The sequence below is a fragment of the Microbacterium sp. Marseille-Q6965 genome, assembly GCF_946151065.1.
Classification (GTDB): Bacteria; Actinomycetota; Actinomycetes; order Actinomycetales; family Microbacteriaceae; genus Microbacterium.
The window spans coordinates 1,287,302-1,310,903 of sequence record NZ_CAMGZA010000001.1 but is presented as its reverse complement, the minus strand read 5'-3'; the positions used below and the strand labels follow the sequence as shown (position 1 = coordinate 1,310,903).

Sequence of the window (23,602 nt, the reverse complement as noted above, 5' to 3'; positions counted from 1 at the left end):
GGCAAAACGGCCGGAAAGAGTAGAATTCAGGATACCACGAGGGTCGGAAGCACCGGCCGCCGGGCAACCCTGAAGGGGGCGATGACGATGTCGGAGAACCAGGCGGAGGCGGCGGGAGAGGTCCGCATCCCCGAGGAGGACAAGGCGCTGCACGGGGCTGTCGTCGTCGGAGCGATCCCCGATCAGAACCCCCGCGTGCTCAAGGAGGCCGCCCGTTACGCCACGCTCATGGGCGTGCCGCTGGTGGTCGTGCACGTGGATGTGACGCGCTTCGTCACGTACGAGGACCCGGACGGCTACGTGCATTCGGCACCCATCGACATCAACGTCGATGCCGGCGCGGAGGAGTTCGCGGCGGTCAAGGCGGTCGCGGCGGAGGTGCTCGACGGCAAGGCGGAGTGGACCGCGCGCCAGCTCGTGGGTGACCCCGCGCTGGCGATCAAGCACTTCACGGCGAAGATCGGCGCGAGGCTCATCGTGATCGGCACGCGCAAGCGCGGCTTCGGCGAGTCGCTGCGCGAGTTCTTCACCGGGTCGGTCGCCGCGCGCCTGTCACACCGCCAGTCGATCCCGCTGCTCGTCATCCCGCAGGGCGAGCTGCTGGCCGACGACGAGGACTACCCGGAGCGCTGACCGGCGCGCCGCGCCGGGTCAGCGGCCGACGGCGCCGCCCGATGCCCTGCGTTCCCGGCGTCGCCGCCACCACGCGGCGACCCGGGCCACCTGCCGGCGGAGCCAGGCCGCCCCGCGCCGCGCCCACGCGAACTCGGTGCCGAGGATCGCGAGCCCGCCCAGCAGCACGAGCGCGCCGGGGCCGGGCAGCGGCAGCAGGATCACGCCGAGCACGGTGACGATCCCGCCGACCGTGCCCACCGTGGCGCGGTAGCCCCGGCGGATGCGCGGGTGGCGCTCGATCCAGCCGCGCACCCGCCCCCGGCCGACCCCCGCCGAGGGTGGCCGGCCGGAAACGGGCGTGCGCTCGGGGCCGGTCACGTCAGCCCCTGAGGGCGCGGGTGACCTCCCGCGCGGCATCGTCGAGGGCCCTGGTGAGGTCGTCGACGATCGACGACGCGAGGTCGCCGCCGCGGGCGACGTGCGCACGCAGATCGCTGCGCACCCGACCGCGGAAGTCGGCGATCACGGCCTCGGCCCGTTGCAGCTGCTCGCGCGACTGCGCCCGGTCGTCCGCCGCGGGCGGGGGAGAGGTGCGCTCCGCGTGAGCGGCCGCGGCGAGATCCGCACGCAGGCTCTTCATCGCCTCCCGCACGCTCGCGCGCACGCCGTCGGCGATGAGGCGGACCGAATCGGCCAGCCCGGCCTCGATGCCGGCGATGTCGTCGGCGCGGGAGGCAACCTCGGCGCGGCCGGCCTCGGTGATCTCGTAGACCGTCTTGCGGCCGTCCGCCGTCTTGGTCACGAGTCCCTCCTCCTCGAGCTTCGCGAGTCGGGGGTAGATCGTTCCGGCGCTCGGCGTGTAGGTGCCGCCGGTGCGCTCGGCGAGCGCCTGCATGATGTCGTAGCCGTGACGAGGCGACTCGTTGAGCAGATTCAGCAGATACAGCCGCAGATCGCCGTGGGAGAAGACGGCGGGCATCAGAGGTCACCGTCCCTCGGGGGAGTGAGGGGCGTCTCGGCGCTCGCGGCGCCCTCGGCGCCCGTGGCGGTCGTGCGGCGCAGCACGGTGATGTCGCCGGCCACGGTGTTGGCGCGGACATCGGCGAAAGCGCCGGAGAGCTCGCCGGTCGATCCGTTGTAGCTGGAGGGCAGCCCGCTGCCGCGAGCCACGCCGTCGACCGTGATGCGCCCGCTGGCGCTGCGCAGCACGTAGTTCGCGGGGTACTCGGCGTCGAGCCGGAAGGTGGCGGCGCCCGAGACGCCGTTCAGTGAGATGGCGCCGATGGGGCCCTCGGCGTCGACGAAGGCGGTGCCCGACATCGAGTCGATGTCGGCCTTGGTCACGGCGCCCGACACCATGACGTCACCCGACACGGTGTGCGCATCGAAGGGCCCGGACAGGCCGCGCACCTGCACGTCACCCGAGACGGCGTTCACGCGCAGCGCGCCCTCGTGGCCGTCGACGAGCACGTCGCCCGACACCGTGTTGACGGAGGCGTCGCGGCGCAGTCCCGCCACGAGCGCCGTCGCGCTGACGACGCCGAGCGTGAGGGCGACATCGCGCGGCGCGGCGACGCTGATCTCGGCTCGCGGGCCGGCGGTGCCGAAGTTGCGGAACACCTCGAGGAAGTTGTCCCAGCGCAGCTGCGGGTGGTCGATCTCCAGCTGCCCGCCGGCGAGCTCGACCCGCAGGTCCTTCACGGTGACCCCGCGCACCTCGACGCGCACGTCGGGCTCGTCGTGGGCGATCACATCGATCTGGCCCCCGACGAGGCCGATCTTGAGGGACAGCACGCCCTCGACGTCGATGACCCGGTTCTCACCCGGGTGAATCAGCCATTTCTCCATGGTCCTCGCTCCTGCAAGACGGCCGGACGGTCCGGCGGCGAACTCGAGATATATCTCGATACGGAGAGTGAAACACGATATATCTCGATGCGCAAGAGGGGCCACCGCGTCCGCGGGAACGCCGCAGGCACCGATCAGCGGTTGCGCTCGGACTGCCGCGACTCCCGGGAGCCGCCGACCTCCTCGGGGAGCTCGTCGATGGGGATGACGACGATGTCCTGCACGCGCCAGTCGAGGTCGATGCAGCCGTCCCGAGCCGCCATCAGCTCCTGCAGGCTCGGTGTCCGTCCCTCTCGGGGCACGACGAACGACTCGACGTGGAAGACATGGCCCTGGTCGCGCATGCGGCTGCCGGCCTGCTCCACCCAGGGCAGGCCGCGCAGGTAGTCGTCCACCCGCGCGCCCACCGGGTGAGGCTTGCCGTCGTCGAACGTCGTGGCGCGGGTGTCGACGAGGTCCGTGATGGCGGCGCGCAGGTTGCGGGCACCGTCCCAGACGATGCTTCCCGCGATGAAGAGGGCGGCGGCCGCGTCGGCCCACCACAGGCCCAGGCCGATGCCGGCCACACCGACGATCGAGCCGGCCGCCGTCATCCAGTCGGCCTTGTTCATGTCGGCGTCCGCGTAGAGCACCTTGTCGTGCAGCTCGCGGGCGAGCCTCATCTTCACGCGCCCGAAGTAGATCGGCAGCGGGATGGTCAGCGCCATCGCGAGCATCATCAGCCATCCGAGCCAGACGGGCTGGCCGAAGAGCACGACGGATCCGATGGGCGGGTGCTCGGCGCGGAGCAGCCCCGAGGCGGAATCGACGATGAGGAACGCCCCCATCGCGAACAGCGCGACGCCCGCGACGAGATGGGCGACACCGACGGCGCGGTGATAGCCGTACGGGTACTTCTGCGTGGGCGGGCGGTTCACGATGCGCACGGCCACGAGGAAGGCGATCGGCGGCGCGAGGGAGAGGAGGTCCTCGATCCACGCCGCCTTCATCGCCTGCGAGCTGCCCATGACGAGGTACACCATCGTGATCGCGGCGGCGAGGAAGAGCAGCGTGAGCCACTCCATGCGGATGGCCGCGCGCAACGCGCGCTGCTGGCGCTCGGGCAGCTCGGTCCGGCCGAAGCGCACCGTCATGACCCCTCCTCGAAGAGGAACCGCTCCAACGCGACGAGCAGGCCGTTCTCACCCATCCGCACGAGCATGACGTGCTTGTCCCGCCCGCCCGCCGTCGCCGTGTAGGGGAAGGTCGTGGCCGCCTTGTCCACCCAGGGCGTGTCGTCGAGGAAGCCGCCGACGACCACGTCCAGCCGACCGCGTTCCAGCGCGTCGAGCAGATCGGCCTCGCTGCCCGTCGTCCATTCCACCGTGGCGTCCTGCGCCGCCGCGAACGCCTCGATCAGTGCCGGCTCGCTGCCTTCCGGTTCGTCGTCCTCGAGCTCCACCCACGGCGGGTTCTCGGTCGCACCGACGCGCAAGGTGCCCCCGGCGACGCGGTCGAGCGTGCCGTGGGGATCGTTCGGGATCTGGATCCCGCATCCGGTCAGCAACGCCGCGAGCGCGCCGAGCGCCGCGATCCCCCGAACGCCTCTGCTCATGAGCCCGACCATAACGAACAGCCCGGCGACCGGCCGCGACCTGGCTCGTGCGCCGTGCGAACGCGGATGGCGGACCGCCCGCGCGACGATGGCCACGGGATGAGCGGATACCGTGAAGTCGTGACCGTCCGCTTCCGTCGCACCCCGCTCCCGTGGGGGCTGCTGCCGCTCGTCGTGTCGGGCGGGGCGGTCGGTGTGACGGCACGGTATCTGCTCACGGCCGACGCGGCGGATCCGCTGCAAGGGCTGCCCGTGATCCTCGCCGTGAACGTGCTCGGCTCGGGCCTGCTCGGGATGCTCGTCGGCTGGGCGGGAGACCGCCCCCGCCTGCGCGCCTTCCTCGGCACGGGCGTGCTCGGCGGCTTCACCTCGTACAGCGCGCTCGCCCCCGTCCTCGCGCTCGCCGCGGCGCACTCGGTCGAGACGGGGGCCCAGTCGGGGCTCCTCGTCGCGGGCGGCACGCTGCTGCTGTTCGCGGGGGGAGGGGCCCTGGTGTTGGTCGCGCTGCCCGTGGGGGTGGCGGCTGCCGGCTATGCCCTCGGCGCGCGCGCGGCTCGGAGGCGCGACGCATGAGCCCGATCGAGGTGCTCGCGGTGGCGCTCGCGGGTGGTGTCGGTGCCGGCCTGCGCTGGATCATCGATGCCGCCCTGCGCCCCTCGCGCGGCTTCCCCTGGCCGATCCTGCTCGTGAACGTGACCGGCTGCTACGTCATGGCGCTGCTCGCCACCGTCTTCGCCGGCGTCGCGTCGCCCGTCCTGACCGTCGCGACGGCGGGGCTGCTCGGTGGTTACACGACCTTCTCGACCGTGTCGGTCGACACCGTCGAGCTGTGGCTGGCCCGGCGCCGGGCGGCCGCGGTCGGCAACGGCGTGGGCACGCTGCTGCTGTGCACGCTTGGTGCGGCCCTCGGGCTGGTGACGGCGACGGCTTTCCTGCCCTGAAGACGGGGGCTGACCCCCGCGCGCGCCGGGCGGGCGCTGTGTCAGACTGAACGCGTCGGATACAGCACCGTATCGGCGGTGCCGATCGGCGCTGCCGGTCGCGATCGAGAGTCACGTCTTGTCGAAACTCGCCGTCCTCAGCCTGAAGAACCGCGCCCTCATCGCGCTCATCACGATCTGCGCCGCCGTCTTCGGCGGCATGGCGCTCACCAATCTCAAGCAGGAGCTCATCCCGTCGATCGAGCTCCCCGCGCTCATCGTCATGACGAGCTACCCGGGCGCGTCTCCCGAGGTGGTCGAGAACGACGTCTCGACGCCGATCGAGGAGGCCATTCAGTCGGTCCCCGACCTCGACTCGACGACCGCGACGAGCACGACGAACGCCTCGATCGTGCAGGCGATGTTCGACTACGGCACCGACCTGGCCACCGCCGAGCAGAAGATCCAGCAGGCCATCAACCGCGCGCAGCTGCCTGAGGACGTGGATCCGCAGGTGATGTCGGTGAGCATCGACGACCTGCCGGTCATCCAGATCGCCGTGAGCGGCTTCGGTGAGGGCGACGACGCCCAGGGGCAGCTGGAGAACTCCGCCATCCCCGAGCTCGAGGATGTCGACGGCGTCGGCTCTGCGTCGATCGTGGGCGGCCTGGGGCAGCGGATCACGATCACGCCGAACCCCGCCGAACTGGCCGCCCGCGGCTTCTCGACGCAGGCGATCGGCGACGCGATGGAGCAGAACGGCGTGCTGTTCCCCGGCGGCTCCCTCACCGAGGGCGACGAGACGCTCACGGTGCAGACGGGCGCCAAGGTGACGTCGGTGGACGATATCGAGGCGCTGCCGCTCGTGCCGTCCGCCGCCGAGCCGCAGGGGGATCCCGCCACGGGCGCCCCGGTGGTCCCGCCCGTCACGACGATCGGCGACGTCGCGACGGTGGAGCTGGCGACCGACCCGGTCTCGTCGCTCTCGCGGGTCAACGGCGAGGACGCGATCTCGATCTCGATCACCAAGCTGCCCGCCGCGAACACCGTCGAGGTGTCGGACGGCGTGCTCGCGGCCGTCGACGAGCTGCGCGAGACGTACCCCGACGCCGAGTTCACCGTCGTCTTCGACCAGGCGCCGTTCATCGTCCAGTCCATCGAGACGCTGGCCGTCGAGGGCATGCTGGGCCTCGTCTTCGCCGTGGTCGTGATCCTCGTCTTCCTGCTGTCGATCCGCTCCACCCTCGTCACGGCGATCTCGATCCCCACGAGCGTGCTCATCGCGTTCATCGGCATGCAGGCGTTCGGCTACTCGCTCAACATGCTCACGCTCGGTGCGCTGACGATCTCGATCGGTCGCGTCGTCGACGACTCGATCGTCGTGATCGAGAACATCAAGCGGCACTACGTGGGCGACGCCGACAAGGGCGATGCCATCCGGCTCGCGGTGCGCGAGGTCGCCGGGGCCATCACGGCGTCGACCATCACGACCGTGGCGGTGTTCCTGCCGATCGCCTTCGTGGGCGACATGGTCGGGGAGCTCTTCCGGCCGTTCGCCCTCACGGTGGCGCTCGCGATGCTCGCCTCGCTGCTCGTGGCGCTGACCATCGTGCCCGTCCTGGCGTACTGGTTCATGAAGCCCGGCAAGCCGCTGCTCGACGGCGACGGGCGCCGCATCGACCCGGAAAGCCCCGCGGCACCGCCCTCGCGCCTGCAGCGCGCCTACCTGCCGGTGCTGCGGTGGACGCTCAGGCACGGTTGGGTGACGCTGCTGATCGCTGTTCTCGTGCTCGGCGGGACGGTGGCGATGGCGCCGCTCATGAAGGTGAACTTCCTCGGCGACACCGGCCAGAACACGATGACCGTGACGCAGGACCTCGGTCCGAGCGCGAGCCTCGAGGCCAAGGACGAGGCGGCGCGGAAGGTCGAGCAGGCCCTCGAGGGCGTCGACGGCATCGAGGCGGTGCAGGTCTCGGTGGGATCGAGCGGATCGCCGCTGCAGGACGCCTTCACGGGCGGCGGATCGGCGACGTTCTCGATCATGACCGACGCCGACGTGGACCAGGAGGTGCTGCGCGCCGACGTGCAGGACGCCGTCGCCGATCTGACGGACGCGGGCGAGATCACGGTGAGCGCGGCCGCCGGGTTCGGTTCCACCGACATCGAGATCAGTGTCTCGGCGCCGGACTCCCAGACCCTGCAGGAGGCGACCGACGCGATCGTCGCCGAGCTCGACGGGCGTGACGGGGTCGGCGAGGTCACGGACGACCTCGCCGCGAGTCTTCCCTACATCGGCGTGGTCGTGGACCGCGAGGCGGCGGCGCAGCGGGGCCTCAGCGAGGTCGCCGTGGGAGGGATCGTCTCGAACACGATGAACGACCAGCAGATCGGAACCGTCGAGATCGACGACACCGCGCTGACCGTCTATCTCGCGGTCGAGAACCCGCCGGTGACCGTGCAGGAGCTGCGCGAGCTGCAGATCCCGAGCGCGCTCGGAATGGTGCAGCTGCAGGAGATCGCCTCCGTGGAGGAGACCGCCAGCCCCACCTCCATCACGACGGTGGAGGGCCAGCGCACGGCCACCATCACGGTGCCGCCCGCGAGCGACAACCTGGCGGAGGCGACGGCCTCGGTCACGGCGGCGCTCGACGCGGTCGACCTGCCGGCCGGTGCCCGGGCCGAGGTGGGCGGCGTCGCCGAACAGCAGGCGGAGTCGTTCTCGCAGCTCGGGCTGGCGATGCTCGCCGCCATCCTCATCGTCTACGTCGTGATGGTGGCGACCTTCAAGTCGCTGCGCCAGCCGCTGCTGCTGCTCGTCTCGGTCCCGTTCGCCGCGACAGGGGCGATCCTGCTGCAGGTCGCCACGGGCGTGCCGCTCGGCGTGGCCTCGCTCATCGGCGTGCTCATGCTCATCGGCATCGTCGTGACGAACGCCATCGTGCTCGTCGATCTCGTGAACCAGTACCGCGACCACCACGGCCTCAGCACGCGCGACGCCACGCTCGTCGGCTCGTCCATGCGTCTGCGCCCCATCCTCATGACGGCGCTCGCCACGATCTTCGCGCTCACGCCCATGGCGCTGGGCATCACCGGTCACGGCGGCTTCATCTCGCAGCCGCTCGCGGTCGTCGTGATCGGCGGCCTCGTCTCGTCCACGTTCCTCACGCTCATCGTGCTGCCGACGCTGTACAACCTCGTCGAGGGCGCGAAGGAGCGGCGGATCGCGCGTCGCGGCGGGGGTGCGGCCCCCACGGACGACGGCGGCCCGGACGACCCGTCCGACCCGCAGGGACCGGATGGCGGAGCCGTGCACGAGCGGGCGGAGAGGGCGGCGCAGGCGGCGCCCTCGCCCACGGCGACGCCCGCGAGCTCGAGCGGTGCCCCCGGCGGGGGCCGGGCCGCGGGGGAGGACGAGTCGGTGCACGGCGTCGGGGCTGCCGGGCTACCCAGCGCGTCGCCGGTGCAGACCAGCCGGAGGGCCCTGCGGGGCTGACGGCTCGCCGGCACGGGCGGTTTCCCAGGTGGGCCCGATACTCTGGTGTGTCGGCTTTGGGATGCCGCGTATGTATGCGCGGGTGTGTGTGGTCCTGATGTGGCCGCAGAACACCTACGGAAGGTGCGTACTTTCGCATGCCCAAGAACACCAATCGATCCGGCGCCCGCGCTCCGAAGAACTTCGACCCGCGCTACGCCAAGAAGTCGACCGGCGGCCCGTTCCGCGGCCACGGTCGCGACGACGAGCGTGGCGCGTCGCGCAAGCCGCGCTGGTCGGCCGATGACCGAGGCGCCCGTACGGGCGCCCGCGACGAGCGGTCCGCGCACGGCGAGCGCCGCTTCGACGGCCCGCGCCGCGACGACCGTGCCGGTTCCGGTCGTTTCGACCGCGCGAACGACCGCGGCGAGCGTCGCCCTTACGGCAACGACCGCCCCGGCGCCGACCGCGGGGAGCGCCGCAGCTACGGCGACCGCCCCGAGCGCGCCGGCGGCTTCCGCCGGGATGACCGTCCGGCTCGTGACGACCGTCCCCGCTACGACCGCGACGAGCGTTCGGCTCGCGGCTACGGCGACCGCCCTGCTCGGGACGACCGCGCGCGTGACAACCGCGACGACCGCCCCGCCCGCCGCTTCGGCGACCGCCCCGCGCGGGACGACCGCGCGCGCTTCAACCGTGACGACCGGGCGCGCACCGACCGCTTCGGCGGCGAGCGTGCAGAGCGTCCCCGTTACGACCGGGACGACCGCCCGGCCCGCCGATTCGACGGCGAACGCCCCCGCTTCACGCGGGACGACCGCCCGGCGCGTCGTTTCGACCGCGACGAGCGGCCCGCGCGCCGCGAGTTCGACGGCGAGCGCCCCGCCCGCCGCCAGACCGACGGTGAGCGGGCGTGGCAGGAGCGCCGCGAGGCGCCCGTGCGCACGCGGCAGCAGGAGGAGCAGATCGACGTCGTCCACGAGCGCCTCGAGGCGCAGGCCGTGCAGGCCGAGGACGTCGCCGAGGTGACCTTCGGCGACCTCGGCCTGGGCGACAACATCGTCCGCGCCCTCGCCGAGCTCGGAGCGACCCGGCCCTTCCCGATCCAGGCCTCCACGGCGCCCGCGATCCTCGACGGCCGCGACGTGCTGGCGCGCGGCCGCACCGGCTCGGGCAAGACGATCGCCTTCGGTGCGCCGCTGGTCGAGAAGATCCTGCGCGCCAAGGCCGGTCAGCGCCGCGAGTTCGGCCGGTCTCCGGTCGCGCTCATCATGGCGCCCACGCGCGAGCTCGCCCTGCAGATCGACCGCACGGTCCAGCCGATCGCGCGCAGCGTCGGCCTGTTCACGACGCAGATCTACGGCGGCGTGCCGCAGGCCCGCCAGGTCGGCGCGCTGAAGAAGGGCGTCGACATCATCATCGGCACCCCGGGCCGCATCGGCGACCTGCAGCGCCAGGGCAAGCTGGACCTCTCGCAGATCCAGATCTCGGTGCTCGACGAGGCCGACCACATGTGCGAGCTGGGCTTCCTCGAGCCGGTGCAGGAGATCCTGCGCCTCACGAGCGAGGGCGGCCAGAAGCTGCTGTTCTCGGCCACGCTCGACCGCGAGGTCGCCGCGCTCGTGGACGAGTTCCTCGTCGATCCTCAGGTCTACGAGGTCGCGGGCGAGACGCAGGAGACCGGCACGATCGAGCACCGCGTGCTCGTCGTCGACCAGCGCTCCAAGGCGGAGGTGCTCGACACCCTCGTCGACCGCGACGGCAAGACGCTCGTGTTCACGCGCACCCGCGCGTTCGCCGAGATGCTCGCCGAGCAGTTCGACGACGCCGGGATCGACGCGATCTCGCTGCACGGCGACCTGAACCAGGCCAAGCGCACGCGCAACATCGAGCGCTTCATGAAGGGCCGTGCGCGCGTGCTCGTCGCCACCGACGTCGCCGCGCGCGGCATCCACGTGGACGACGTCGACCTGGTGATCCAGGCGGATGCGCCCGACGAGTACAAGACGTACCTCCACCGCGCCGGCCGCACGGGCCGTGCGGGCAACGCCGGCCGCGTCGTCACGCTCATCACGCGTCAGCGCCGCCGTCGCATGACCGAGATGCTCCAGCGCGCCGAGATCGACGCGCCCTTCGACGAGGTCCGTCCGGGCGACGACCTCATCGAGGAGCTGGCCGGCGCGCCGACCGTCGAGGAGCTCACGACGGCCTGACGCGACCGCGCAGACCCATGAAGGCGGGCCACCCCTCGGGGTGGCCCGCCTTTGTCATGCGAGTCAGTCGGCGCTCTCGCCGTCTTCGAGATGGATCAGGCTGAGCTCGAACTCGAGCGTGATGCGCTCCGAGACGAGCACTCCGCCCGCATCCAACGGGACCTGCCACTCGAGGCCGAACTCGCGACGGTCGATCCGCCGGCTGCCCTCGAAGCCCGCCCGCAGCCGCCCGTCGGCGTCGCGCCCCATGCCGGTGAACTCCAGCGGGATGCCCACCTGCTTCGTCGTGTTCTTGATGGTCAGGGCGCCGTTGACGAGGAAAGCGGTGTCGCCCACCTGGTCGAAGCTCGACGACTCGAACGTGATCTCCGGGTACGTGTCTGCCTCGAAGAAGTCACCCGTGCGCAGATGCGCATCGCGCTGCTCGTTGCCCGTGCTCACGCTCGCGGCCTTGACGTGCACCTCGACGTAGGCGTCGTCGATGCCGCCCTCGCCGACGACGAGCTTGCCCGAGACGTCGTGGAAGGCGCCGCGCACCTTCGACACCATCGCGTGCTTGACAGCGAAACCGAAGCGCGAGTGGGCGGGATCGATCACCCACGTTCCGGCGTATGCCGGGTCGAACTCCGTCATGTCGTCTCCAACTCTCGACGGCGCCAGCGCTCTGCGCCGATCCCCTGCGGGCAGGAGGTCCCCAAACCCGCCCTTACTCTGTCACATCCACCCGGCCGGAAGTGAGAGGGTTGCGCCGGTGAAGAAGACCACGGCGGTCGTCGCCCATCCGACCGCCACGGCGCCCGTGTCGACGGGTCGCCACCGCGGCACATGGCGCTCGGTGCGCGTGGAATGGGCGCCGAACGCGCGGGCGTCCATCGCCAGGGCGACGCGCTCGGCGTGCCGGATGGCGCCCGCCATCAGCGGCACGAGTGAGGTGACGGTCCGCGAGAGCCAGGTGCCTCCCGTGCCCCGCACCCGGTGAGCGGCGCGGATGATGCCCAGCTCCCGCCGTAACCGGGGCGCGAAGCGGTATGCCGCGAGTGCGGCGTAGCCGATCCGGTACGGCAGGCGCAGATGCCGCACGAGGGCGCGCACCAGCTCGGGCCCCGACGTCGTCAGGCCCGGCACGAGCGCGATCGCGAGCATCGCCGTCAGCCGCGTGCCCGTCGCGGTGCCCGTGAGCGGATCGGTCCACAGGGCGAACCCCGCCGACAACACGACGAACATGGCGGGCAGCGCCGCGGCCAGCCAGAGCGCGAGGCGCCGATCTCGCCGCGCGCCGATGAGGAGGACGAGGGCGGACAGCAGCGCAAGCGCGGCCGGGGTGGCGACATCTCGCGTGAACACGACGCCGATGAGGGCCGGCAGGACGGCGACGAGGCGGGCGAGCGGGTCGAGTCGTTCGAGCGGAGCGCGCCGGGTCGCCGGGGCCTCGTCACGGGCGGTGCCCGCCGGCTCGCCGGGGCGCGGGCGGGCGAAGAGGTCGCGAACGGCGGGCAGCGTCTCGTGCGCCGGGCCGAAAGCGGTGAGCTCGCCGCCGTCCATCACGGCGATGTGCGTGGCGTGCGCCGCGACGAGTCGCAGGTCGTGGGTGACGACGACGATCGTCGTGCCGCGGGCGTGCAGCTCGTCGAGCAGGGTCAGCAGCTCGTCGGCCCGCGCGCGGTCTTGGCCGAACGTCGGCTCGTCGAGCACGAGCACGCCGCCCGGCCGATCCGCGCCGGCGATGAGCGCCGTCGCGACCGAGAGCCGCCGCTTCTGTCCGCCCGAGAGCCGGTACGGGTGCCGTTCGGCGTGCTCGGGGAGCCCGAAGCGCGCCAGCATGGCATCGACGCGCGAATCGCGCTCGGCGCGCGGCACGTGCCGCAGGCTGTGCTCGAGCTCCCCGCGCACGGTGTGAGCGACGAACTGATGCTCGGGATTCTGGAACACGAAGCCCACCCGCTCGGCGAGGCGGCGCGGTGGTGCGGCACCGGCGTCGAGCCCGGCCACGCGCACCGTTCCGCGCGGGGGCGGGACGACTCCGGCGAGCGCCTGCGCGAGCGTCGTCTTGCCCGCGCCGTTCGGACCCACCACGGCGGTGAACGAGCCGGCGGGGATGTCGAGGGAGACATCGCGGATGAGGGCGCGGCGCGCCCGGCCGCGCCCGGTGCGCACCGTGAGCCCCCGTGCCGAGACGGCCGGCGGCCCCGCGTCGTCGTCGGGTCCCGCGACCGGCGCATACGCCGGCTCACCCTCGCGCGGCAGCCACACACCCAACGCCCGGAGCTCGGCCGCGTGTCCGGCGAGCACCTCGCCCGGGCTGCCGTCCTGGACGAGGCGCCCGTCGCCGTCGAGCACGACGACCCGCGTCGCGAGCGGCAGCGCGGCATCGATGTCGTGCTCCACGAGCAGGATGGCGTGGTCGCCGGCGGCGACGAGAGCGGCCAGCGCGTCGTAGACGTCGCGCGCGCCCGCGGGGTCGAGGTTGGCCGTGGGCTCGTCGAGCACGAGCAGCGGGCTGCGCATCGCGAGCGCGCAGGCGATCGCGAGGCGCTGCTTTCCCCCGCCCGAGAGCTCGTCGGGGTCGTCGTGGCGGCGCTCCCACAGGCCCACCCGCCGCAGCGCCTCCTCGCTGCGCGCCATCACCTCCGCGGGATCGAGGAGCAGGTTCTCCAGGCCGAAGGCGACCTCATCCAGCACGCTCGAGGCGACCAGCTGCGCGTCCGGATCCTGGAACACCATGCCCACGCGGGTGCTCAGCCGCGCGGGGGACGAGGCGGCCACGTCTCGTCCATCGATCCGCACGACGCCTTCGACGTCGGCGTCGATGTGGTGCGGCACCAGCCCGTTGAGCGTGAGGGCGAGCGTCGATTTGCCGCTGCCGCTCGGGCCGAGCAGCAGCACCACCTCGCCCGGACGGATCTCGAGCGAGACCTCCCGCGGCGTGGGGCGGCGGGCGTCCAGATGCGCGACGCTCACACGCTGCAGCGCGGCGAGCGGGGCATCGGTCATCCGATCAGCGTATGCGGCCGCCGGGGGTCACGCCCGCGGCGTCGCACGCCGTGGGGCATCACGCCGCGGCGTGATGCCGGCGCGCTCCAAGGCGCGCCCGATCCACAACCCGAGCAGCGTCCACGCCACCGGCCCCAGCAACGACAGCGCGAGGTAGGCGGCCTGCGCCCACAGGGGCAGCTCATCGAGATCGGCCGCCATCGCGACGACGAAGGCGACGATCGCGCCGATGAGCAGTGCCGAGAGGAGGTAACGCCACCAGCTCCAGGCGCGGTAGCGGAAGATCGCCGCCACGCCCTCCTGGATGCCGCCGAACAGGACGGCGGTGCCGAGGAACTGCGGCGCCCACACGGGAGCGACCGCGGCACCGACGAGCCCGGCCAGCACATGGGTGAGCAGCGCGACCCCCGGCATGCGGAAGAGCTCCTGGGCCACGATGCCGGGCAGGGTGTGCACGCCGAGCAGGAAGCCGTAGAGGAACGGCGCCGCCGCGAGCACGGGGATGGTCAGCCATCCCTCGATCCCGCCGAGCACCCCCGTCGCCACCGCGATGGCTGCGCAGACGAGGAGGACGCGCGTGGACAGGACGCCGGGCTTGCTCACGACTCGAGCCTATTGCGACGCGCCGGTGCGGCGGGCGCCGAGCCGCCCGGGGGAGCGGACGGTGCGCGTCAGATCCGGCGCCGCCGTGCCGTCAGGCGCACGTTCGGCAGGGGCGGGGCGGGGATGCGGTCGTCTGCGGGATGACCCACCACGGCGCCGAAGCGCGCATCGCGCGCCTCCCACTGCTCGCGCGCCTCGGCGACCTCGTCGTGCGTGCGGCCCACGAAGTTCCACCACATCACGATGTCCTCGCCGAACGGCTCGCCCCCGAGGAGGAAGATCATCGCCCCGTCCTCGGTGGACACCTCGATGCCGTCTCGGTCGACGCCGAGGTAGAGCAGGTCGAGCCGATCCAGCGACATCGGTGCGGTGCCGCCCGGGGCGGCGTCGTGCACCCGCAGGTCGCCCTCCACCTGCACCACGGCGTACTCCCACGCCGGGTCGAAGGGCAGTCGCACCCGTGAGCCCGGCGCCAGCCGCACCTCGGCGCCCACGATGGGGCTGTACACCGCCGCCGGGGAGTCCACGCCGGCGAACGATCCCACCACGACGGTGATCTCGGGATCCGCGCCCTCGACCGCGGCCACCGTGGCGGAGGGCAGCTCGCGGTGCTGCTCGAAGTGCGGCCGCTGCCGGCGGGCGTGGTCGGGGAGCGCGATCCACAGCTGCAGCGCGTCGATCGGCCCCGGCTCATCGCCTACCGAGTACTCCGAGTGGCTGATGCCGTCGCCGGCCGTCATGATGTTCAGCTGGCCGCGCGTGATGAGCACATCCGAGCCCACGGCGTCGCGGTGTCGCACCTCGCCCACGAGCGGCCAGGTCACTGTCTGCAGCCCGATGTGGGGATGCGGGTCGACGCGCATCATCGCCTCCTGCGGACCGAAGCGGTCCAGGAAGCACCACGCGCCGACGAGCGGCAGATCGCGCTGCGGCAGTGAGCGCGACACGTCCATCGCGCGCACCCCGCCCAGCGGCACGCGGCGCGGCTCGAGCAGGAGCGCCCGTGGTCCGTCGCAGCTCGTGGATCCGCCGTCGACCGCATCGCGGGCGTCGACGTCGTACCGGGTCATCCGATCCCCTTCCGGTGCGCCGGGCTCAGGACGACGGCTCGGGCGGGGTGGCTGCGTTCTGCGGTGCCCCGTGCGGCCACTGCACCACGGCGCCGGCCACCTCGTTCTCGGTGAGGTACTTGGCGATGAACGGGCACAGCGGCACGATGGTGTCGCCGCGCTGGGCGGCGTCGGCGAGCGCGTCGGCCGCCAGCACATCACCCAACCCGCGCCCGCGGAAGGCATGGTCGATCACGGTGTGGGTGAACCGCACCTTGCCGTCCTCCTGCGAGAACTCCGCGAAGCCGGCAAGCGTCTCGCCGGCGGGCGCCGCCTCCGTGTCGGCCTGGTCCGACACATAGATCTCGTAGCGGTTCCGGGCGTCGACGCGCTCGACCCTCGTGTTCGTCATCCCTCCACGCTACGAGGTCCCCGGGCCCCAACGGAACCCTGTCGCCGATCCATGACGCCCGCCTCCGGCGCGGTCGTCCACGGGAGCGCACGGTGTCGGCCGCCCCGCCTACGCTGGAGGGATGACCCCCGGCGCGCACCTCGACCCGTACGACGGGTGGGCGCCGCCCGAGGAGCCGCCCGCCGACCCGTACGGCGACGAGTACTGGGAGCCCGATTACGCCGGCGGCCCGATCGCGTGGGGTGGAGCATCGCGCCCCGACGCGCCGCCGCCCGCGGCACCCGCCGGCCCGCGTCCCTCCCGCTTCGCTACGGCGCGGGAGGCCCTCAAGACCGTTTACGGCTACGACGCGTTCCGCGGCGACCAGGCGGCGATCGTCGACCAGGTGATCGCCGGCGGTGACGCCGTCGTGCTCATGCCCACCGGCGGCGGCAAGAGCGTGACGTATCAGGTGCCGGCGCTCGTGCGTGAGGGCACCGGCCTCGTCGTCTCACCGCTCATCGCGCTCATGCACGACCAGGTCGACGCGCTGCGCGCCAACGGCGTCAACGCCGCCTATCTGAACTCCACCCAGAGCCCGGCGGAGCGCGCACAGGTGGAGCGCGAGTACACCGGCGGCCAGCTCGACCTGCTGTACGTCGCGCCCGAGCGGCTCAACTCGGAGGCCACGCTGCGCCTGCTCGAGCGCGGGGCACTGAGCGTCATCGCGATCGACGAGGCACACTGCGTCAGCCAGTGGGGTCACGACTTCCGTCCCGATTATCTCGCCCTCGGCGGGCTGGGGGAGCGCTTCCCCGGTGTCCCGCGAATGGCACTCACCGCCACCGCCACGCCCGAGACACACCGCGAGATCACCGAGCGGTTGCGGCTCGACGACGCGCGGCACTTCGTCGCCAGCTTCGACCGCCCGAACATCCGCTACCGGATCGAGGCGAAGACGGAACCACGCCGGCAGCTGCTGTCGTTCATCCGCGCGCAGCAGGAGGGGTCGGCGGGCATCGTCTATGCGCTCAGTCGCAAGTCGGTGGAGGAGACGGCGGCGTTCCTCGCGGGCAACGGCATCGACGCGATCCCGTACCACGCGGGCCTCGATGCGGCCACGCGCGCCCGGCACCAGTCCCGCTTCCTGCGGGAGGACGGCGTCGTCGTCGTGGCGACGATCGCGTTCGGCATGGGCATCGACAAGCCCGACGTGCGTTTCGTGGCGCACATCGACCTGCCCAAGTCGGTGGAGGGCTACTACCAGGAGACGGGACGCGCGGGCCGCGATGGCGAGCCGGCGGTGGCGTGGATGGCCTACGGGCTCGGCGACGTCGTGCAGCAGCGGCGCATGATCCAGCAGGGCGAGGGGGACCGCGCCATCCGGCAGCGCCAGCAGCAGCACCTGGACGCGATGCTGGCGCTGTGCGAGACCGTCGACTGCCGCCGTCAGAACCTGCTCGCCTACTTCGGGCAGGAGTCGGAGCCGTGCGGCAACTGCGACACGTGCCTCGAACCGCCCGAGGTCTGGGACGGTCTCATCCCCGCCCAGAAGCTGCTGTCGACCATCGTGCGGCTGCAGCGGGAGCGCAACCAGGCGTTCGGTGCCGGCCACCTCATCGACATCCTGCGAGGAGCGGCCACCGAGCGCATCCGGAAGATGCGGCACGACGAGCTCACGACCTACGGCATCGGCAAGGACCTGTCGGAGCAGGATTGGCGCAGCGTGATCCGGCAGCTGCTCGCCCGCGGCCTGCTCGTGGCGCAGGGCGAGTACGGCACGCTCACCATGAGCCCGGCGGGCGCGGGCGTGCTGCGTGGTGAGACTCCGGTGCGGCTGAGGCGTGACGTGATCGGGCGCGTCTCGCGCGCCAGTGGCACGAAGAGGTCCTCGACCGCCGATCAGCTCGACGCGGACGACCGGCCGCTGTTCGAGGCGTTGCGCGCCTGGCGTGCCGAGCAGGCGCGCGAGCAGGGCGTGCCCGCCTATGTCGTCTTCGGCGACGTCACGCTGCGCGCCCTCGCCGAACGCCGCCCGGCATCGATCGCCGAACTCGACGGTATCACCGGCATCGGCGCGAAGAAGCGCGACGCCTACGGCGACGCCGTGCTCGCGGTCATCGCCGCGCACTGACGCTGCCGCCGAGCCGCGGGCCGCCGCCGAAGCGGTCGACGGCCCAGGTCGTCTCCCGATCGTCTCGGTGGCGCCCCTCCCGGCGCGGCCGGGCGTGCCGCCGCATGGCCTGCGCCACGCGTCAGAAGCGGCTGGGCTCGCGCCGTTATGCGCGATTCCCACAATTCATCCGCGGGTGAATTGCCGGTGAGACGCGGGTGAAAAACGACCTCCGCGGTAGACGGTGTTCTCCCCCCGCCACCAAGCTGAGCGGCAAAGTGCGCTGCCGGCATCCCGATATGGCGCGGCGCCGACGACGTCGCCGATTCAGGGGGAATGGCATGAGCACTGCCGCGCGCACCGTCCGCTCCGAGCGCCGAAGGCCCGGCCGGTTCATGAAGGGGATGCGGGCAGGCACATCCGTCGTCGCGGCGACGGCGCTCGCGGCCACCGCGGCGCCCGCTCATGCCGCGGTGAGCGACGGCTCCGAGGCGCTCGGTCAGGTGATCGCCGTCGATCTGCTCACGCCCGACCTGCTCGAGACGGCGACCGCGTGGACCGGCTATCCGAGCGCGCCGCAGACCGAGAGCACGCCGCTCAACCTGGGCGTGCTCGAGGGCATCGAGCTCGATCTCGGCGGCGGCCTCGTGCTCCCGCTCATGAGCCGGCCCGATGGTTCCGGGCTGCTCCACCTGGGCGAGCTGGGCGCGGTGAGCACCTTCGCCTCGTCACCGACCGCGGATGCGTCCACGGCCAGCGCGGGTGCCGTCACCGCCGACGGGGCGATCGACCTCGATCCTCAGGACCCCGGCGTGTACGGCCGATCGGTCCTCGACGTCACCGACCTTCTCGCGCAGGCGGGGGTGGCGGGACTGACCGACCAGATCATCGACGAGTTCCGGGTCTCGCTCGGAGCGTTCGCCTCCACCGCGACGGCCACCGGCAACGCCGCCGCGGGCACCGTCTCGTACGCGTCGGACTACATGATCGCCGATGCGCAGCTCGCCCTGCGCAGCCCGCTCGTGGCGGGGCTCACGCCTCAGCTGGCGAGCACGATCACGGGGGCCGGTGACACCCTCGACGCGGCGCTGGGGGAGGGTGGCGCGATCGACACCACGCTCGACGGCCTCTCCACGACGCTCAGCACCCTGCTCGGCGCGCTCGTATCGGTGGACTCGCTCACGTTGCAGGTCAACGGCGCCGACACCGCCCTCGCCGACCTGGCCGCCGACATCCTGGCGCGGCCCCTGCAGGACGACGCGGGCCTGCTGTCGGTCGACCTCGGGGCGGGGCAGATCGTCGTCGACGCCGACCAGCTGGCGTTCGCCGCGTACGGCACGGGACTCAGCGACCTGCCGGAGAACACCGAGCTGCTCACCGGCGAGACCATCGGCCTCCTCACGGGGGCTCTCACCGAGGCTCTCGGCACGCTCACCGACCGGATCACCACGGGCGTGCAGGGCGTGCTCGGGAGCCTCGAGGTCGTCATCGTCCTGAAGACGACCGTGGCCGCCGATCTGGGCCTGCTGGGGGTCCTGGACGTCGCCACGGTCGACGCGACCATCACGACGACGCTCGGGCAGTTGGCGGGAACCGCTCCCGGCGCTCCGGATGTCCAGGTGACCTCGGCGCTCCTGCCCGGGCTGAACCTCGGTCTGATCGGCGGGCTCCTCGACACCGTCATCAACCCGACGGTCGACTCCGTCGTGTCCACCGTGACGAACACCGCCGTGCCGACGATCCTCAGCACGCTGCAGCCGGTCGTGGCGGACCTGCTCGCGACCACCGGCGCCGGTCTGACCGCGACGCTCGACGGCGTCATCACCCCGGCTCTCGGCACCCTCGACCCCGTGCTGGCGGGCGTGCTCGCGCAGGTGGCGAGCATCACGATCAACGAGCAGGAATCCGGTCTGGACGGCAACCTCAGCGTGGGCGGCGTGACCGACTCGTTCACGGTGAACGCGCTGAGCGTCGAACTGCTGCCGCAACTGCTCGCGGGCGACCCCGCGGCCAACGTCGACCTGGCGTCGTCGACGGTCCGCGCCAGCGCCGTGCCGGCCGCGCCGGTGATCGTCGCACCCGAGAACGGCTCGGTCACGAACGACGTCACCCCCGTCATCACGGGCACGGCGCTGCCCGGAGCCACCGTGAGCGTCTCGATCGACGGGGGACCGGCGGGCACCGCGACGGCCGACGGGCAGGGAGTGTGGACGTATCCGTACCCCACGGGCACCGCGCCGCTCGCCGAGGGCGGTCCGCACACGGCGACGGCGACGCAGACCGTGGGAGGCGAGACGTCCGCCCCGGTGACGAACGAGTTCTGGGTCGACACGGCCGCTCCGGCGGTCGCGATCGACACGCCGGACGAGGGCGAGCTGACGCGGGAACCGGCGTTCGGGGGCACGGCGGAGCCGGGCTCCACGGTGACGGTCGTGGTGACCGGGCCGGACGGTCCGGTGCCGGGGACGGCGACGACCGATCCCGAGACGGGCGAGTGGACCTTCACGCCCGACGTGCCGCTGGTCGACGGGGAGTACAGCGTGGAGGTGACCGCCCAGGACGAGGCGGGCAACACCGGCACCGCCGGTCCGGTCGGCTTCGAGGTCGACACGACCGCCCCCGCGGTGGGCATCGACGCGCCCACCGACGGCGACGTGACCCGGGAACCGGCGTTCGGGGGCACGGCGGAGCCGGGCTCCACGGTGACGGTCGTGGTGACCGGGCCGGACGGTCCGGTGCCGGGGACGGCGACGACCGACCCGGAGACGGGCGAGTGGACCTTCACGCCCGACGTGCCGCTGGTCGACGGGGAGTACAGCGTGGAGGTGACCGCCCAGGACGAGGCGGGCAACACCGGCACCGCCGGTCCGGTCGGCTTCGAGGTCGACACGACCGCCCCCGCGGTGGGCATCGACGCGCCCACCGACGGCGACGTGACCCGGGAACCGGCGTTCGGGGGCACGGCGGAGCCGGGCTCCACGGTGACGGTCGTCGTCACGGGACCGGACGGTCTCGTCCCGGGCACGGTCACGGCCGACCCGGAGACGGGCGAGTGGGTCTTCACGCCGGGCGCCCCGCTGGGCGAGGGCGCGTACACGGTCGAGGCGAGGGCCGAGGACGAGGTCGGCAACACCGGCACGGCCGGCCCGGTTCGGTTCGAGGTGGACACGACCGCGCCGGCGGTGACCATCGACGCGCCCGCGGACGGCGACGTGACAAGGGCGCCGGTGATCGAGGGGACAGCGCAGGCAGGTTCGAACGTCACCGTCGTCGTGACCGGCCCGGACGGCCCCGTCGCGGGCGCGGTCGCGAGCGACCCGGAGACGGGTGGCTGGGTCTTCACCCCGGACGTACCGCTGGGCGAGGGCGGCTACACGGTCGAGGCGACGGCCGAGGACGGGGCCGGCAACACCGGCACGGCCGACACGGTCCGGTTCGAGGTCGACACGACCGCGCCCGTCGTCAGCGTCACCACACCGGCCGACGGCGCCGTGACCGGCGACGCCGCGCTCGTCATCGGCGGCGGCTCCGACACGGGCGAGGGCGAGCCGCACGACGACGCGCTCGTCGAGGTGACCGTCACCGGGCCCGACGGCCCCGTGGCGGGCGCCGTGGTGGTCGATCCCGCCACGGGCGAGTGGACGTTCACGCCCGCCGCGCCGCTGCGCGACGGGGCCTACGCGGTCACCGTCGAGGCCACCGACGCCGCCGGGAACACGGCACGCGCGGAAAGCGGATTCGCGGTCGACACCGCGCCCCCGGCGGTCACGATCGAGTCGCCGACGGACGGCGACGTCACGAACGCACCGCTGATCTTCGGAGCCTCCGAGCCCGGGTCGACGGTGGCGGTCGTCGTGACGGGACCGAGCGGCGCCGTCGCGGGCACGGTGACCGTCGACCCCGACACCGGTGACTGGACCTTCACGCCGGGCGCCCCGCTGGGCGACGGGGAGTACACCGTCGAGGCCACCGCCGAGGACGCCGCCGGCAACGCCGCCACGGCCGGACCCGTCACATTCACGATCGACACGACCGCCCCCGCGCTGACCATCGACGCACCCGCGAACGATTCCGTGACGAGCGATCCGGCCGTGCGCATCTCCGGCGGGTCCGACGCGGGCCTCGGCGAGCCGAATGCCGGCGCCGAGATCGTCGTGACGGTCAGCGGCGCGAAGACGGGAGGGATCGACGGCACCGTGGCGGTCGATCCGCGGACGGGCGACTGGACGTTCACGCCGAGCGCGCCCCTCGTCGACGACGTCTACACCGTGACGGCCTCCGCGACCGACGCGGCCGGGAACACCGTCACGGCGGGGCCCGTCTCCTTCGAGGTCGACGCGGTCGGCCCCGACGTCTCCATCGTCAGCCCGCTCGCGGGCACCGTGACGAACGATCCCGCCGCGATCCAGATCCGCGGGACATCCGACGCGGGGTCGCTCGTGGCGGTGACCGTCACCGGCGCGCAGACGGGAGCGGTGGACGGCGCGCTGACGGTGGACCCGCAGACGGGGGAGTGGACCTTCACCCCGGCGCTCCCGCTCGGGGACGACACGTACGTCGTCGCAGCCACCGCGCAGAGCGCGGCGGGCCGCACCGGCACGGCGGGCCCGATCGGTTTCGAGGTGGACACCACGGCGCCGGGGGTGGGAATCACGTCGCCCGCCGACGGCGACGTGACCTCCGCTCCGGTCATCGCCGGGACCTCGGAGCCCGGTTCGACGGTGACGGTCGTCGTGACCGGGCCGAACGGTCCGGTGCCGGGGACGGTGACGACCGACCCCTCGACCGGCGGCTGGGTGTTCACGCCCGACACCCCGCTCCCGGACGGCGACTACACCGTGGAGGTGAGCGCCGAGGACGCCGCCGGCAACACGGGCAGCGCCGGCCCGGTGTCGTTCGACGTGACCGACACGGCCCCGGCCGTGGAGATCCTCTCCCTCGCCGACGGCACGGCCTTCAGCGACCCGGGAGCCGTCTCCATTCGGGGCATGTGGCGTCACGCCGTTGCGCTCGACGTGACCGTCACGGGCGCCGCCACGGGCCGCGTGGCCGGATCCCTCGCGGTGGAAGGCGACGGCGCGTGGGAGTTCACGCCGCGCGCGGCGCTCGCCGACGACGCCTACACCGTCGAGGCGGTCGCGACCGACGCGGCCGGCCGCACGGCCCGCGCGACGCCGATCACCTTCACGGTCGACACGTCCGGTCCGGGTCCCGTCACCATCGACGAGCCGGACGGCGGCGGGAACGTGGGGCCCGATTCGGCGTTCACCGGCCGGTGCGAGCCGGGAGCGACGGTGTGGGTCTCGATCAACGGCGCCGACCCGGTCGCCGTCTCCTGTGCCGACGACGGCACGTGGGCGTACACGCCGCCGCAGCCGCTCCCGGCCGGCCCCGGCACCATCGAGGTCGTGCAGGAGGACGAGGCGGGCAACGTCTCGGCTCCCGTGACGCGCGACATCGTCGTCAGCGCGCCCGCCCCCGGCGCGCCGGTCATGACGCCCCCGGCCGAGCCGGACGCCGAACCCGCGCCCCGCCCCGAGGCGAACGGGGCGGGCCACGAGGCCGATCGCCTGGCCGCGACCGGAGCCGACGCCGGGACGGCCGCCGCGCTGGGCATGCTCGTGCTGGCGCTGGGCGCCGGGCTGCTGCTGGCGGGACGCCGCGTGCGCCGGCGAGCGCTCGGCTGAGCGCCCGGGAGCGGCGGCGGAGCCATCCCGCCGGCCGCTCCCGGGCTCGCGCCTGTGCCGCCGCCACAACGACCGCCGACCCCGGCGCGGCGGGAAGATGTCGAGG

The 23,602-nt window shown here is 72.9% G+C and carries 17 protein-coding genes; 7 read left to right on the top strand and 10 right to left on the bottom strand.

All coding sequences use genetic code 11. From position 1 onward, the window contains the following. Positions 1-87: 87 nt before the first annotated feature. Positions 88-633, top strand: a complete 546-nt coding sequence (locus N8N77_RS06220; RefSeq protein ID WP_261165638.1) for a universal stress protein — start codon at positions 88-90, stop codon at positions 631-633. Positions 634-651: 18 nt separating this feature from the next. Here N8N77_RS06220 and N8N77_RS06215 read toward each other — a convergent pair whose 3' ends face one another. From N8N77_RS06215 to N8N77_RS06195, 5 genes are all read right to left on the bottom strand, one after another. Further along, complete coding sequence (locus N8N77_RS06215) at positions 652-993, bottom strand: TIGR02611 family protein (RefSeq protein ID WP_261165471.1); 342 nt, start codon at positions 991-993, stop codon at positions 652-654. A 1-nt stretch (position 994) separates the two neighbouring features. Further along, positions 995-1,594 carry a PadR family transcriptional regulator gene (locus N8N77_RS06210; protein WP_261165469.1) on the bottom strand — a complete coding sequence of 200 codons (600 nt, stop codon included), beginning with the start codon at positions 1,592-1,594 and terminating at the stop codon, positions 995-997. Further along, entirely contained in the window at positions 1,594-2,463 is an 870-nt protein-coding gene (locus N8N77_RS06205; protein ID WP_261165467.1) for a DUF4097 domain-containing protein, read from the bottom strand. Before N8N77_RS06205 ends, N8N77_RS06210 begins: the two co-directional genes overlap by 1 nt. A 134-nt stretch (positions 2,464-2,597) precedes the next feature. Continuing rightward, positions 2,598-3,596, bottom strand: coding sequence for a cation diffusion facilitator family transporter (locus tag N8N77_RS06200; protein ID WP_261165465.1), 999 nt, complete (start codon positions 3,594-3,596; stop codon positions 2,598-2,600). Continuing rightward, complete coding sequence (locus tag N8N77_RS06195) at positions 3,593-4,057, bottom strand: transporter substrate-binding domain-containing protein (protein ID WP_261165463.1); 465 nt, start codon at positions 4,055-4,057, stop codon at positions 3,593-3,595. The genes N8N77_RS06200 and N8N77_RS06195 overlap by 4 nt, the downstream gene beginning before the upstream one ends. Before the next feature lie 120 nt (positions 4,058-4,177). On the opposite strand from N8N77_RS06195, the gene N8N77_RS06190 reads away from it, so the two are divergent. From N8N77_RS06190 to N8N77_RS06175, 4 genes are all read left to right on the top strand, one after another. Then, positions 4,178-4,630, top strand: coding sequence for a CrcB family protein (locus N8N77_RS06190; RefSeq protein WP_261165462.1), 453 nt, complete (start codon positions 4,178-4,180; stop codon positions 4,628-4,630). After that, positions 4,627-4,998, top strand: a complete 372-nt coding sequence (locus N8N77_RS06185; protein ID WP_261165460.1) for a CrcB family protein — start codon at positions 4,627-4,629, stop codon at positions 4,996-4,998. The genes N8N77_RS06190 and N8N77_RS06185 overlap by 4 nt, the downstream gene beginning before the upstream one ends. 118 nt (positions 4,999-5,116) lie before the next feature. Then, complete coding sequence (locus tag N8N77_RS06180; protein ID WP_261165459.1) at positions 5,117-8,470, top strand: efflux RND transporter permease subunit; 3,354 nt, start codon at positions 5,117-5,119, stop codon at positions 8,468-8,470. Between the two features lie 137 nt (positions 8,471-8,607). Then, the gene (locus N8N77_RS06175; RefSeq protein ID WP_261165457.1) at positions 8,608-10,662 is read left to right on the top strand and encodes a DEAD/DEAH box helicase; all 2,055 of its coding nucleotides are present in this window, start codon (positions 8,608-8,610) and stop codon (positions 10,660-10,662) included. Positions 10,663-10,725: 63 nt separating this feature from the next. On the opposite strand, the gene N8N77_RS06170 is transcribed toward N8N77_RS06175, so the two are convergent. The 5 genes from N8N77_RS06170 to N8N77_RS06150 all read right to left on the bottom strand — a co-directional run bounded on the left by N8N77_RS06170 (position 10,726) and on the right by N8N77_RS06150 (position 15,717). After that, the gene (locus N8N77_RS06170; protein ID WP_261165455.1) at positions 10,726-11,295 is read right to left on the bottom strand and encodes a YceI family protein; all 570 of its coding nucleotides are present in this window, start codon (positions 11,293-11,295) and stop codon (positions 10,726-10,728) included. Between the two features lie 81 nt (positions 11,296-11,376). Then, positions 11,377-13,653 carry an ATP-binding cassette domain-containing protein gene (locus N8N77_RS06165; RefSeq protein WP_261165453.1) on the bottom strand — a complete coding sequence of 759 codons (2,277 nt, stop codon included), beginning with the start codon at positions 13,651-13,653 and terminating at the stop codon, positions 11,377-11,379. Between the two features lie 27 nt (positions 13,654-13,680). Continuing rightward, on the bottom strand, positions 13,681-14,256 hold the full coding sequence (locus tag N8N77_RS06160) for an ECF transporter S component (protein WP_261165452.1): 576 nt from the start codon (positions 14,254-14,256) through the stop codon (positions 13,681-13,683). 68 nt (positions 14,257-14,324) lie between these two features. Next, positions 14,325-15,326: a pirin family protein gene (locus N8N77_RS06155; protein WP_261165451.1), complete on the bottom strand. Its 1,002-nt coding sequence runs from the start codon at positions 15,324-15,326 to the stop codon at positions 14,325-14,327. Between the two features lie 25 nt (positions 15,327-15,351). Then, on the bottom strand, positions 15,352-15,717 hold the full coding sequence (locus tag N8N77_RS06150) for a GNAT family N-acetyltransferase (RefSeq protein ID WP_261165450.1): 366 nt from the start codon (positions 15,715-15,717) through the stop codon (positions 15,352-15,354). A 121-nt stretch (positions 15,718-15,838) separates the two neighbouring features. On the opposite strand from N8N77_RS06150, the gene recQ reads away from it, so the two are divergent. Continuing rightward, positions 15,839-17,830 carry a DNA helicase RecQ gene (recQ, locus tag N8N77_RS06145; protein WP_261165448.1) on the top strand — a complete coding sequence of 664 codons (1,992 nt, stop codon included), beginning with the start codon at positions 15,839-15,841 and terminating at the stop codon, positions 17,828-17,830. Positions 17,831-18,150: 320 nt separating this feature from the next. Further along, the gene (locus tag N8N77_RS06140) at positions 18,151-23,496 is read left to right on the top strand and encodes an Ig-like domain-containing protein (RefSeq protein ID WP_261165446.1); all 5,346 of its coding nucleotides are present in this window, start codon (positions 18,151-18,153) and stop codon (positions 23,494-23,496) included. The last annotated feature ends 106 nt before the right edge of the window (positions 23,497-23,602 follow it).